This is a genomic window from Thermostichus sp. MS-CIW-26 (genome assembly GCF_054059115.1).
In genome coordinates, this window is record NZ_JBSSBV010000061.1 from 1 (window position 1) to 13,669 (window position 13,669).

The following is a 13,669-nucleotide window of genomic DNA, read 5'->3' on the forward strand; positions in this document are numbered from 1 at the left end:
TCCGGGCTTGTTTTGTTCTCTGGTAGAGCAGAACAGGCTCAGGGCTACTGAAAGCCCGCTCCGTACCGCTTAGCGGTCGGAGCCGGGTAGTTTACTAGATGCTTTTTCAAGGCCCAACGTCCAGAAAGGCGGGGTTATGAGCAAGCTGCTGCGGCTTGCCGCGCCAAGACCCACTCCACCAGGGTGCGCACCCCATAACCGGTGGCCCCTTTGTTGTTGTAGCCTGCATCCTTCTCTGTCCAAACGGGGCCTGCTATATCCAGGTGGGCCCAAGGGGTTTTCTCCACAAACTGCTTCAGGAACAGGGCAGCGGTGATGGATCCCCCTGAGCGGGGACCAGTGTTTTTCATGTCGGCCACAATGGAGCTGAGACCCTCGAAGTAGCCTTCCTCCAGCGGCAGGCGCCAGATTTTTTCGCCGGAAAGATTGGCAGCCTGCTGTAGCTCCTGGGCCAACGTCTCATCCGGGGTGAACAAGCCGGCAATTTCTTCCCCCAGAGCAATCACACAAGCACCGGTCAGGGTAGCCAGATCGAGGATGGCATCAACGCCCAGCTTTTCCGCAAACACCAGGGCATCTGCCAAGGTGAGGCGGCCTTCTGCGTCGGTGTTGTTGACCTCGATGGTCTTTTGGTTAGAAGCGGTGAGGATATCTCCCGGATGAATAGCATGGCCGCTGATCATGTTTTCCGTGGCGGCGACGATGAAGTGCAGTTCCGCCTGAGGCTTGAGGGCGGCTAGGGCCCGTGCAGCTCCCAAAACTGCCGCTGCTCCCCCCATGTCGGTTTTCATCATGGCGATGCTGCGGGAGTCGGTTTTGATGTTCAACCCACCGGAATCGAAGGTCAGCCCCTTGCCCACCAGGGCCAATTTGGTAACGGGATCCCCTTGTGGCGGCTTGTAGGTGAGGTGAATGAACTGGGGCGGCAGATCAGAGGCTTTGGCCACACCCAAAAAAGCCCCCATCCCCAGAGCTTCGCATTCTTCCTGTCCCAGAATCTCCACCTCTAGACCATATTCCTGGGCCAGTTGGCGGGCGGTATCGGCCAGGGCAAGAGGAGTCACAATGTTGGCGGGGGCAGCCACCAATTCCCGAGCCAAGATGGTTCCTGCCGCCATCTCAATGGCCCGCTGCAGCGCGACTTCGTAATCGGGGCGAGCCTGGGCCAACCCCGGCACCAAGAGAGTTACTTCCTGCACAGAAAAGCTGTTTTCCTCTTCCCCTTTGGCTGAAGATTTAAACCGATTGTCCCGGTGCGCCACCAGTAGGCAGGCTTCGGCCACCGCCTGAACCCCACGCACCCGATCCAACCCCGTCTCCGGCAAAGACAGCATCACCTGCTTGGCTTTTAAGCTGTGAGCCTGGCGCAGGCCGTTGGCTGTGGCCCGTCGTAGGGCTTCTAGCGTTAGGGCCGCGGGATCCCCTAGCCCCACCAACACCAGTTTGCGGATCTCTCCTGTCAGGCGCAGGGCAACACTGCTATTCGGCTTCCCCTGAAACCCCTGCTCCTGAACGGTTTCCGCCACCAGCCCTGACCACGCCTTTTCATCCCAAGAGGCGATCTCAGGGGGCAGAGGAAAGCGGCCATTCCCGCCGGAAGCGGCAAAGCAATAGACCAGGGCACATTCCCCTTGAGTGAGTGGCGGCTCGCTAAGATGAAGCTGCATGAGAAATCCTTGACCAAGCTGTTGACAGCAGATCCTCAGTTTATCTAATTTTGCCGGCTCTTAGGGCAAGGGATCCCCCCTCTAGTGGGCGGGCCGGAAGATCCCGAAGCAGGAAGTGTAGCCGTGTAAAAAGGTGGATCCCCCAACGGGGCCGATCTCACCATTGCAAAAGAACCCCCCCAAGGGCAGCTCTCCAAGCAATTCCCGAAACCGTTGCGAGTCAAAATCGGGAGTGCCGTACAGGCCCTTGCCTCGCCCCAAACAGGAGAACATCAACGCCCCACAAGGCTCCGGCCTCGGTTGAGAGGGGCTTTGCCTCAAGTTGCGCTCGGCACAATAGCGGCTGAGGGCCCAACGCAGATCTTCTGCCGAAGTCTGGGCATCCCGCAGATGAAATTGCACCGTCTGGCCAGGGCGCACCTGATCCCCGATGGCCAGCGCCCCCACGCGCGGATCAACGCCCAAGATTACGCGAATGAGGAAATCTCCCGGCGTCGGCTCCGACTTGAACTCATCCATCAGCAGGCCGATGAAGAGAGAGTGGCGGGCCAATCGCTGATCCACGGGACTGAGCCGCTCTGCCAAGTCCTGCAAAACCGCTAGAGGAGGGCGACCCTCCAAGCCAAGAATCACATTCCCCTCTGCTTCCGTCACCCGCAAGGGATCCCCAATGGGGCGACACCCCTGGGCCACCACTGCATCCAGCACCACATTGCCGTAGAGCGCTAGCCCCACTGTGCCCTCTCGATACAGCTCCCGCCGAGGTGTGGAGGTACGCGCATCCAGCAAAAACAGAGCATTGCCCCGAGGGCCGCGGCCCCCACTGGCCAATCCCCCCACTTTGACGGATCCCGGATAGGCGAAATCCAACCCCTGCAGCAACTCTGAGATGCCAGAGGAAAATCCATCGGCCAAGAGCAGAAAATGAGGCTTGCTCTGCGGCGAAACCCCAACACAATCGACCCAGGCAGAAGGAGCCGCATCCAAGTCTGGCAATTGGTTCCCCCGCAGATGAAAAGGATGCAGCACCACCTCCGGCATGACCGCCAAAGACAAGGAGAGAGCCGGGCCATCCTCAATTTCATGCCCGCCACCCACAATGCCACCCCCGGAGCAGCCGATCAAAACGTCCACCTCCAGCAGCCCCGACAGCAATGGCAACACCCGGATGTATTCGCTGGCAAAGGCCGCCGACACAAACAAAACCCCCAGGTTGGGCCGCAGAGGCTGAGAGGGAACATACCCTGTCAGCAGCCCCGGCAAGCTGCCGGATCCCACCGTCTGCACCTGCCGACTCAAGGCACTTTTCAGCTGGGCCGCCTGAAGCTTGGCCTTGGCTTCCTCCACCACCTGCCGCAGAGCCGCTTCTAGGGAAGGGAGCTGGGAGAGCGCGTTCACCCACTGCATCGGCGTGTTCCTACGGTCTGGAGTTTGCTGTTTTTAGGCTAGCAATTTATGGCCAGGCTGGCTGTTCTGTGTAGTCTCGCTTTGGGACAGGATCAGGGCAGATAGGGCCGGGGATCCACAGGCGCGCCCCCGCCGGGGCGGACTTCAAAGTGCAGATGCGGCCCTGTGCTCCAGCCGGTGCTGCCGCGGCTCATGATTGTCTGCCCCTGCTGCACGTACTGGCCTGTGGAAACGTAAATCTGATGGCCGTGGGCATAGCGAGTAACAATTCCGTTGGGATGGCGAATGTCCACTCGATTGCCGTAGCCATCCCCAGCATTCCCCGCGAAGATCACCACTCCCTCCTGAACGGCTACAATGGGGGATCCCACGGGGCCAGGAATATCTACCCCCGCATGAAGGCGACCGCGACGGTAGCCAAAGCCAGAGGTGATTTGCCCGGAGACCGGCCAGACAAACCCACTGCTGCGAACCTGGGGAGGGGCTGGAGGGGGCGCTGGCGGAGCCTGTCGGGCGGGAGCTGGGGTGGGCTGCGTACCCGGCGCCGGAATCGTAAGGCGTTGGCCAATGCGCAGCCAGTGGGGATTGCGCAAGTTGTTGGCTTGAATAATGGATCGCCGAGTTACCCCATAGCGGGCGGCGATCCGTTCGATGGTGTCACCGGCTCCAACTGTGTGGGTCAGGGATCCACCGGCCAAGAGGGCCTGCCGTTCTTGTTCCATTTGCTGGGCCCGGCGTTGCTGCTCCGCCTGTAATCGAGCTTGGGCTTCGGCTTGGCGTTGGGCTTCCTCCTCTTGCCGGCGGCGCTCTTCCTCTTCGCGAGCTTTCTGGGCAGCGATCATCTCCTTCTGACGCTGGATCAACTCGCCCACATCGCCGGGGATGAGCAGGCGTTGGCCAATGCGCAGATATTCCGGGCGATCCAGAGGAGTCGCTTCGATAATCCGCTGCTGGGGAACTCGGTAGCGGTTGGCAATGTCCTCCAGTGTGTCTCCCTGCTTGACGGTGTAGATCAATCCCGGCTGGCTGGGGATGAGGAGAACTTGCCCCGGCTTCAGCTCAGTACTGGCCTGAATACCGTTGGAGACGGTGATGGCAGCCGCGTCGAGCTGATACATCTGGGTCAGTTGCCAGAGGGTTTCCCCCGGCTGAATTTCATGCTCCAGAATGCCTCTGGGCCCTTCTCCTGTCGGGATTCGCCCTTCTGCGAAGGCTTGGCGCAGCTGCTCCTTTTTCCGCTCGTAGTTTTGCTGCAGAGCGCCGGATAGCGTATGCACAGAGGGTGGGATCGGCTCTACCGCCGGAGACAGGGGGCGATTCAACTGTCGCTGCTGTAGGGTAGCGACTCCGGCCAAGCCCAGCATCAGCAAAAGACCAGTGGCCCAAGCCGGATATCCCCGACGCGCAGGAGCAGAATCCCCCGGCTCTGGATGGGCTGTCTCAGGCTCGGTTGGGCACCTGGGGGTGGCCGGCAGCTGCTCTTCCCCAGCTTCTGCGCAGGGATCCGCCTCCAGCTTCAGAAGCCATACCAGGCCCGTTAAGCTGAGAGAGAGGGCCAAACCAACCCATCTTGGCTTCGACCGCCCAGAGAGAGGGGCTGGAGCCCACTCCAGAAGATAGGCTTCCTCGGCAGATGAATCCGCAGAAGTCCAGGACTGTTCTGAAGGGATCCCTGCCGAGCCCTTTGGGGGTGGGGGGGAAAGGGTGCTCACGGCAGCACCGCGGAAATCCGGCTCCCCGTTTTGGGGATTGGGGAAAGTGGGTTTTAAAGGCATCCTCACACCAACAGGCTGACACTAGAGTGCAAGAGAAGAAGATGTCAAAATGAGGGGCATAAGCCCCTTGGCACCGAGCACCCCAGGGGTGACTCAAGCCGGGGTGGAGCTCGCTAATGAACAGGCTGGCTCGCACTCAGGTTAGAGTACCGTAGTTAACAAATCTAGACAAGTCTTGGCAGGTAATTTCAGCCACAATGCTTGCCTCACAATGGTTCCAGCCCTTGGCCCGTTGAGATTTTGTCGAGCCTCATCCGATTCAAGACAAAGTGCGCCATCGTCTTTTTTTGGAAGACAAAGCCTGTTTTGCTGTAGCTGAAACTACAAACTAGGGATACCCATGGATTTGGTTGTCTATAACACATTGACTCGCCGCAAGGAAGTGTTTCAGCCGCTGGCAGCAGGTGGACCTCAATCCGTTTCCGTCGGCAATTCCCAGGGATCTGCAGCTCCGGTTGCGGGGGAGAAGCCCCTGGTGCGGATGTATGTCTGTGGTGTAACGGTTTACGACCTCTGCCACCTCGGCCATGCGCGTACCTACGTGGTTTGGGACATGGTGCGTCGCTACCTGGAGTGGCGCGGCTACCGAGTGAAGTATGTGCAGAATTTTACCGATGTGGACGACAAGATCCTCAAGCGGGCGTTGGAACGTGGCGAATCCATGCAAGCGGTGGCGGAGCGCTTCATTGCCGAATATTTCCAGGACATGGATCGCCTGAACATCAAGCGGGCCGATCTCTACCCGAGGGCAACGCAATCGCTGCAAGCCATGTTCCAGTTGATCCAATCTTTGGAGCTCAAAGGCTTTGCCTACCGGGTACGGGATCCGATTCGACACCAGACCGACCCGTCTTCCCTCCGGCAAACCGGGCACAAGCCGGAGACCCCCGCCTCTGTTCAGTACTCTGTTTACTACTCTGTCCGCAAATTCCCGGATTACGGCCAGCTATCCGGTCGAAAACTGGAGGAGATGGAGGCGGGAGCCAGTGGCCGGGTAGGAGAAGAAGGAGCCGACAAACAGGATCCCTTCGACTTTGCCCTTTGGAAAGCGGCCCCCCCTTCTGAGCCGGGGTTTGCCTCTCCTTGGGGTTGGGGACGACCGGGCTGGCATATCGAATGTTCCGCCATGGTGCGAGAGACCCTAGGAGATCACATCGACATTCACGCCGGCGGGGCAGATTTGATTTTCCCCCACCACGAAAATGAGCTGGCCCAATCGGAGCCAATCACCGGCAAGCCGATGGCCAAGTACTGGATGCACAACGGTTTTCTCAACATCAACGGCGAGAAAATGTCCAAATCTTTGGGCAACTTCACCACCCTACGACAGGCCCTCGCCGTCTATCACCCCATGGCCTTGCGGCTGTTTCTGTTGCAGACCCACTACCGTAGCCCCATAGATCTCACCGAGGCAGCCATGCAGGCGGCTAGCCGTGGCTGGGAAACCCTCCAGAAAGGGATCCACTGTGCCCAGCACTTCTGCAAAGAAGAAAAGGGATCCCCTGATGCTGAGGCCATGCAAGCCTTTCAAGCTGCTATGGACGATGATTTTGGCACCCCTGAAGCGCTGGCTATCGCCTTTGAATTGGCCAAAGAACTCACCCGCGAACACAACCTGTTCACCCATCAAGGCCAAACCCATCTGGAGCCCCAGGCCCTCAAACAAAAAAGCGCTGCCTTGCTGGAGATTTTGGCTACTTTGGGATTCTGTTGGCCCTCATTCTCTGAATTCGAGGGATCCAAAGAAGCAGCTACAAATGGGGAACTTAACTTTAAAAAAATCGAGGAGCTGATCGCGCAGCGCTCGGCAGCCCGCAAGGCCAAAAACTTTGCCGAAGCCGATTGCATTCGAGATCAGTTGAAAGCCTTCGGCATCACCCTCATCGATCAAAAAGATGGCACCACCCGTTGGCTGCGAGAATAGGGGTTGAGGAGCATTCCTCGGGCTCATTCAAAATGGATGTGGCTGTAACCTAGGGGCTCAGAGGGGCAAAGTGCTTCTCCCTTCGTTTGGGTTGCTGGAAAAGTTCGGCTAGAGTCAGATCAGTGACTGTGTCAACGTCTCGGCGGATCTCAATGCTTTCTCCAGCTACCGCGCAAACTGATCTGAGTCCCATCGATCTGGATTGCCTGCTCACCCCTGAGATTCAGCGGCCGGCCCGCTACTTGGGCAAAGAGTTTGGCGCCGTCCACCGTCCTTGGGATTCGGCACGGGTGCGTTGGGTGCTGAGCTATCCAGAGTTGTACGAGGTGGGAGCTTCCAACCTAGGCCACCTCATCCTTTACAACATCCTCAACGCCCAGCCGGATCAACTGTGTGACCGCACCTACTTGCCAGGCCCGGATCTGGCGGCCCGCCTGCGGCAGTTGGGGATCCCCCTCTTTGCCGTGGAATCCCGCCGTCCTCTGCGCGCTTTCCATATCATCGGCTTCAGCCTGGCTTACGAGCTGGGGGGCACCAACATCCTGGAGATGCTGGACCTAGCCGGGATCCCGCTCAGGTGGTGGGAGCGGCAACCCTTCACCCCGGAAGAGTGCCCTCTGATCTTTGCCGGTGGGCCAACCGCCACCTCCAACCCAGAGCCTTTTGCCGACTTTTTCGATTTCTTCGTCTTCGGAGATGGGGAAGAGGTGCTGCCGGAAATTGGCCAAGTGCTGGCCGGATCCCTGTCCAAGCCCCGCCGAGAGGTCTTGCTGGAGCTGGCCCAGGTGCCGGGGGTGTACGTGCCCCAGTTTTACGAGGGGATCCCACCGCGGCCCATCGTGCCTGGGGTGCCGGAGCGCGTCCGCCGTCGGGTGGCCCTGCCTCAACCCCAATACTCCGTCGGCCTGGTGCCTTTGGTGGAAACCGTCCACGACCGCCTGGTGATGGAAGTGCGGCGGGGCTGCACACGGGGCTGCCGATTTTGCCAGCCGGGAATGCTTACCCGCCCAGCGCGGGATGTGGATCCGGAAGCAGTGGTGGAGGCTGTGGTGCAGGGCTTGCGCAAGACCGGCTACAACGAATTTTCCCTCTCTTCTCTCAGTTGCTCCGACTACCTTTCCCTGCCGGCGGTGGGAGCGGAGCTGCACAACCGTCTCCTCAGAGAACACATTGCCCTTTCCCTGCCCAGCCAGCGGGTGGATCGCTTTGATGAGCAAATTGCCGCCATCATGAAGGGATCCCGCCGCTCCGGCCTCACCTTTGCCCCCGAAGCTGGCACCCAAAGGCTGCGGGACATCATCAACAAGGGCCTCACCGATGCCGACTTGATTCGCGGCATTCGCACCGCCGTCCAAGAGGGCTGGGACAAAATCAAGCTCTATTTCATGATTGGCCTGCCCGGCGAGACCGACGCCGATGTCCTGGGGATCGCCCGCACCGTCGAGATGCTGCAGCGAGAATGTGCAGCCCTGGGTCGCAAGCGGGTGGAGTTTACCCTCACCCTCTCCAACTTCACCCCCAAGCCCCACACCCCCTTCCAGTGGCACCGGGTGGACTACGCCGACGTGCAGCGCAAGCAAACCCTGCTGCAGAAAGAGCTGCGGCGGCTGCGGGGCGTCAAGGCCCACTTCACCGATATCCGCTTCAGCATCCTGGAAGACTTTATTGGCAAAGGGGATCGCTCCCTGGGACAGATGATCGAGCGGGCCTGGCGGGCTGGGGCCGGCATGGACGCCTGGTGGGAAAACATCGACGCCGCCTACGCTGCCTGGGTGAGGGCCTACTGCGGCGAAGAGGTGGATCCTGCCGCCGATCCGGTCGCCCTCTGCGCCCGTCTCCCCATCCGGGAATTGGGCCTGGAGGATCCCTTGCCCTGGGATCACATCGATACCGGCATCGACAAAAAATGGCTGCAAAAAGACTACCGCCGCGCCCTGGAAGCCCTCACCGTGGAAGACTGCTCCTTCGAGGGCTGCTCCGCCTGCGGCATCTGCGGCCCCGGCTTCGGCCACAACATCGTCATTCCCCCTCCGCCCGTCCCGCCCCTGCAGAGCCAACCCACCCCCACCCCGGATCCCCTGGAGCCGGAGCCACCTGCCCAGCGTTTCCGCATCACCTACGGCAAAACCGGGGATCTGCGCTGGCTGGGCCACCTGGATCTCATGCGCCTGTGGGAACGGGCCTGTCGGCGAGCGGGGTTACCTCTGGCCTTCAGCGGCGGCTACCACCCCATGCCCCGCCTGGCCAACGCCAACGCTCTGCCCATCGGCCAGGAAGGCTATGGCGAAATCCTGGATCTGGAGCTGCTGGATCGGCCTGAAGGTCCTCTGACGCCTGAGAAACTGCGCGCCCTTCTGAGCGAACAGCTGCCCCCGGAGATCCCCATTCAAGCTGTCCAAGAAATTGGCCTGCGGGATCCCTCGGCCACCGAAGCCGTTTACGCCGCCGAATATCAGCTCACGGTGAGCTGCGAGTTGCCCAAAGCCGTTCACGGCAGCGGGACGGAGTCCTCTTGGCCCGCCTGGGTTACCCAGATTCTAGACGCGCAGGAAATCTGGATTGAAAAAACCTCCAAGTCTGGCAAGTCCTCTCCCTTCAATGCCCGCGCCCTGCTTTACTACCTAGAGTTTCAGGGCCTGACCCCCGAGGGCAGCGCTTGCCTCCTTTACCGGGGCAGTTGCCGCAACGACGGTGCCTACCTGCGGCCCACCCATCTGGTTCAAATGGCCGAGTCATTGGGGTTGCCCCACTGGACACTACAGACGGCAAAGCGGCTGCGCCTGTTGTGGGAGCATGACTCTAGTCAATAATAAGCTCAACTATACTGAAAATAATGTATAATGTGTTCAGTACGGATTACTACCAGTTGATCTTTCTGTTTACTTTCGAGTCTGCCAACATGGTAGCCAAAGCAAAGCAGAAAATTGGTAGTAAGACGACACGGAAACTGCGCTTTGGGTATTCTACTCAAAGCTTTGCGGGATACCGCCATTCTGTTTGGACTCCGTCCCGCTGACGCGAATGGAAACAAACAGAATGCTATCGCTGCATAGTTGAACAGTGATGTTCAGCAGTGTTCAGCGTAAATGTATCAGAACCCCCTAGCCGATCCAGATTGAGCACTTCCTCTGGGAGCAACCCAAGGGCTAAGGGTCTGTCTGGGCTGAGGGATCCCACAAGCGCTATAATGCTGCTATTGCTGGCTCCTGCCGCTGTGGGGCTCGCCAAGCATCAACTTGACCAAGGGCGGGGTGAGCAGCAGGCAAAAGCTGGGCCGGATTTTGGAATGGAGACACTCTTAACTCAGTACCCAGGGCAGGTAACAGGCGTGATGGGGTCGAGTCGATAGGTGCAACAAAAAGGTGTGCCCCTTCGACCTAGCCCAGATCTCAATCTTACCCTGAGAAGGTGCTTCTTTCCGCGCGCAAACCCTGTCTTGTTGTGGACTATCGCTACGCGACGCTTTCGCGAACAGGCTGGGCCGCACAACTGGGGTTCTGCAATGGGCCAGCGTTCGATCTCCCGAGGCGGAGCCGTCTTGCTTTCTGAGCCTATTCAATAATCTCCATGCAAACCTCACCCCATCCATTCATCTCATCCGATGAGCTTTTATCCCCACAGCAGAAGCCCCCTGCTGTACCCACCAAGGCCAGCATTGGGTAGTTCACATGCACTTAAACTCACCTCACCCATTGGAGAGGAAACAAAGCCAAGCGTCAAAGCAGAGCTGAGGGTAATGGACAGCCCCATGATGAGTCAATCCTGGTCAAAGAAACTTAAGCGGATCCCGGCAAAAGGACAACACCTCGCCAGAATGAGGGTTCAACCCGTAACCGCGTGCCCTTGGGGCGGGGAGGGAAGTTAATGCCCAGGCAGATTGTCATTGCCGAGCAACATCGAGTGGCAGCCGTCTTCGCCGAAGATCAAGTGCAGGAGCTGATCGTCGCCAGCGGCGCTCACCAAGTGGGAGACGTTTACGTCGGAATCATCGAGAACGTTCTGCCCAGCATCGATGCCGCTTTCGTCAACATCGGCCCTGCAGAGCGCAATGGGTTTATCCACGTCAGCGACCTGGGCCCGCTGCGCCTCAAGCGAAGTCATGCCTCGATTTCTGAGCTGGTCTTGCCGCAGCAAAAGGTGCTGGTACAGGTGATGAAAGAGCCTACCGGCAACAAAGGGCCAAGGCTTACCGGAGATTTGGCCTTTCCAGGGCGGTATTTGGTGTTGCGACCCTACGGAAAAGGCGTTCATCTGTCCCGCCGCATCGAGGATCGAGAAGAACGCAACCGTTTGAAGTCGCTGGCCATTTTGATTAAACCCCCGCAGATGGGCCTGTTGGTGCGCACCGAAGCGGAAGGTGTGTCCGAAGAAGCGATGATCGACGACCTGGAGCAATTGAAGAAACTCTGGGAAGATATTCAACAGCAGTATCAGGCAGCACGGGGGCCGGGGCTACTCAACCGGGATGACGACTTTATTCAGCGGGTGCTGCGGGATGTTTACTCCGACGATGTGAACCGTATTGTGACCGACTCTGCGGCAGGAGCGAAGCGAGTCCGTAGCTATCTGCAGGGCTGGAACAAGGGCCAAATGCCCCCTGGTGTCGTTGTCGATGCCCACCGCGAGCCCACCCCCATTCTGGAGTATTTTCGGGTCAACGCGGTTATTCGGCAGGCGCTGCGGCCACGGGTGGATCTGCCCTCTGGTGGCTACATCATCATCGAGCCCACCGAGGCCCTGACGGTAATTGATGTTAACTCGGGCTCCTTCACCCAATCGGCCACTTCTCGGGAGACAGTGCTGTGGACAAACTGTGAGGCGGCTACCGAGATTGCCCGCCAATTGAGGCTGCGCAACATTGCCGGTGTGATTGTGGTGGACTTCATCGATATGGATTCCCGCCGCGACCAGTTGCTGGTTTTGGAGCATTTTAACAAGGCCCTCTCCAGCGACAAAGCTCGCCCACAGGTGGTCCAACTGTCGGAATTGGGGCTGGTGGAGCTCACCCGCAAACGGCAGGGGCAAAGCCTTTATGAGATCTTCGGCCATTCTTGCCCTACCTGTGAGGGGCTGGGGATCCTGGCCCGCTTGCCGGGGGCCGAGCCAGGGCATCTGTTAACAATAGAAAGCGGCCTGACGGTAACGCTACCCACCGAGGCGGAAGGAGGGGATGAGGAAGAGGCCGGCCCGATCCTGCCCCGCGATGGCAACCCCCAACGGGCACGCCTGCGAGTGGGGAGCGATGGGCTGTCTCGAGGCGATAGCCGTGCGCTGCTGCGGCGGTCGCGCTCTGCCCCCGGACAACGACGCCCCAGCCCGGATCCCTTTACGACTTCAGACGATCTGGAGGAAGAGCCACGGGTTGAAACGGGACGCAAGCGTCCCCGTGAAGACTGGGGGGATCCCCGCACTGGCCAGCGCCTCGTTGCTCGGAGCCTGGATACTCCTGTAGAAGAGGAAGCCCCAGAGCCGATGCAACTGCCAGGGGGCGGAGCAGACCTAAAGCGTCAAGAACCCCGCCGTTCTGGCCCTGGGGAAGAGGCAGAATCCGCCTCACGCAAAGATCACACTTCCCCAGCCCGCACCGTTCGCGCCAGCGGGACGGAGTCCTCAGAAGGCCGTCCGGCTCCGGTACGGCAAACCGTCACCGTGGAGATGACCCCGTTACAACAACGGGTCTACTCGGAGTTGGGGCTGTCGCCGCTGTTGCTCCTTGACCAGCCGCCGCCTTGGGGCCGAGACACGGCGGTTAGGGTGGTTCTGCCGGGAACTGTCGAGGTGGAAAGTAGCCCAGAGGTGGAGACTGAGGCAACTTCTCAGGCGGAGGAGTTGGCGCCCGAACCGGGTGCCTTGCAGGAGAAGGAGCCGCTGGATACCGTTTCTCCACCCGAACCCTCGGAACCCGAAATCTCCTCTGCTGAATCGTTCCCGTCAGCCGTGCAGAGCAGCTTGGCCGAGCCAGCCGCGGAACTGGGGATCAGCCCTGCCCAGCAATCTCCAGCAGCCTCCAGGCGACGGCGCTCCCGCAGCAGTTAGGCGCTGCTCTCAAGCCCAGGGGCAGGCATGGGAGTATGGTGGAGCGGGCAAGGCCGAGTTTGATCTGGGAGGGATCCCTTTGGCAGCAGGGGATCCTGCGGGTGGCGGGGGTGGATGAGGTGGGGCGGGGGGCCCTGGCCGGGCCGATAGTGGCAGCGGCGGTGATTTTGCCCGCCCAGATGGATCCCAAAGAACTGGAGGGAGTGAGGGATTCCAAACAACTGCGTCCGCAGCAACGCGCTCAATGGGCGGAACGGATTCGGCAGGTGGCTTTGGCTGTGGGCGTTGGCAGTGCCTCTGCTGCTGAGATCGACCGGCTCAACATTCGCCAGGCCACGGTGCTAGCCATGCAGCGGGCTTTGGCCAAGTTGGATCCAATCGAACACATTTTGCTGGATGGATTGCCGCTGGCCGAGCTGGGATCCCGGCAAACGGCCCTGGTCAAGGGGGATCACATCAGCCTCTCCATTGCCGCTGCTTCAGTTGTGGCCAAAGTCTGGCGAGATGCCTTGATGCAGAGCTGGGATCGGCAGTACCCCGGCTACGGCTGGCGCACCAACGCTGGCTATGGCACGCGGGAGCACCGACTGGCGTTGCAGAACTTGGGGCCCACCCCGCAGCACCGCCGCAGCTTTGCCCCCTTGGCAGAACTGAAAGTCAGCAGATATGATGGTTAATGCAGTTGCATTGCCCACGTAGCTCAGTGGACTAGAGCACTGGGTTCCGGTCCCAGGTGTCGGAGGTTCGAATCCTTTCGTGGGCGTCTTCAGCTAGAAATCGCAGGAGCCCCGCACTGTACCCGTAGGGTCAGTGTCGGGAGGAATGCGGAAGTTATGATAGAACCATGACCCAAGTCCTGA

At 59.8% G+C, this 13,669-nt stretch carries 7 protein-coding genes and 1 tRNA gene; 5 read left to right on the plus strand and 3 right to left on the minus strand.

The features are described from left to right. Positions 1-134: 134 nt before the first annotated feature. The 3 genes from ACVWZU_RS13325 to ACVWZU_RS13335 all read right to left on the minus strand — a co-directional run bounded on the left by ACVWZU_RS13325 (position 135) and on the right by ACVWZU_RS13335 (position 4,849). Positions 135-1,667: a leucyl aminopeptidase gene (locus ACVWZU_RS13325; protein ID WP_457445382.1), complete on the minus strand. Its 1,533-nt coding sequence runs from the start codon at positions 1,665-1,667 to the stop codon at positions 135-137. 81 nt (positions 1,668-1,748) lie between these two features. Beyond that, positions 1,749-3,074, minus strand: a complete 1,326-nt coding sequence (locus ACVWZU_RS13330; protein WP_457385735.1) for an FIST signal transduction protein — start codon at positions 3,072-3,074, stop codon at positions 1,749-1,751. A gap of 92 nt (positions 3,075-3,166) precedes the next feature. Next, positions 3,167-4,849, minus strand: coding sequence for a LysM peptidoglycan-binding domain-containing protein (locus ACVWZU_RS13335; RefSeq protein ID WP_457445384.1), 1,683 nt, complete (start codon positions 4,847-4,849; stop codon positions 3,167-3,169). Between the two features lie 340 nt (positions 4,850-5,189). On the opposite strand from ACVWZU_RS13335, the gene cysS reads away from it, so the two are divergent. From cysS to ACVWZU_RS13360, 5 genes are all read left to right on the plus strand, one after another. Beyond that, on the plus strand, positions 5,190-6,773 hold the full coding sequence (gene cysS, locus ACVWZU_RS13340; protein WP_457445386.1) for a cysteine--tRNA ligase: 1,584 nt from the start codon (positions 5,190-5,192) through the stop codon (positions 6,771-6,773). Positions 6,774-6,925: 152 nt separating this feature from the next. After that, entirely contained in the window at positions 6,926-9,583 is a 2,658-nt protein-coding gene (locus tag ACVWZU_RS13345) for a TIGR03960 family B12-binding radical SAM protein (RefSeq protein WP_457445388.1), read from the plus strand. 1,054 nt (positions 9,584-10,637) lie between these two features. Continuing rightward, positions 10,638-12,809 carry an Rne/Rng family ribonuclease gene (locus tag ACVWZU_RS13350; protein ID WP_457445390.1) on the plus strand — a complete coding sequence of 724 codons (2,172 nt, stop codon included), beginning with the start codon at positions 10,638-10,640 and terminating at the stop codon, positions 12,807-12,809. Between the two features lie 35 nt (positions 12,810-12,844). After that, the gene (locus ACVWZU_RS13355) at positions 12,845-13,486 is read left to right on the plus strand and encodes a ribonuclease HII (protein ID WP_457445392.1); all 642 of its coding nucleotides are present in this window, start codon (positions 12,845-12,847) and stop codon (positions 13,484-13,486) included. A gap of 12 nt (positions 13,487-13,498) precedes the next feature. Next, positions 13,499-13,572: transfer RNA gene (locus ACVWZU_RS13360), tRNA-Arg, on the plus strand. Positions 13,573-13,669: the final 97 nt, after the last annotated feature.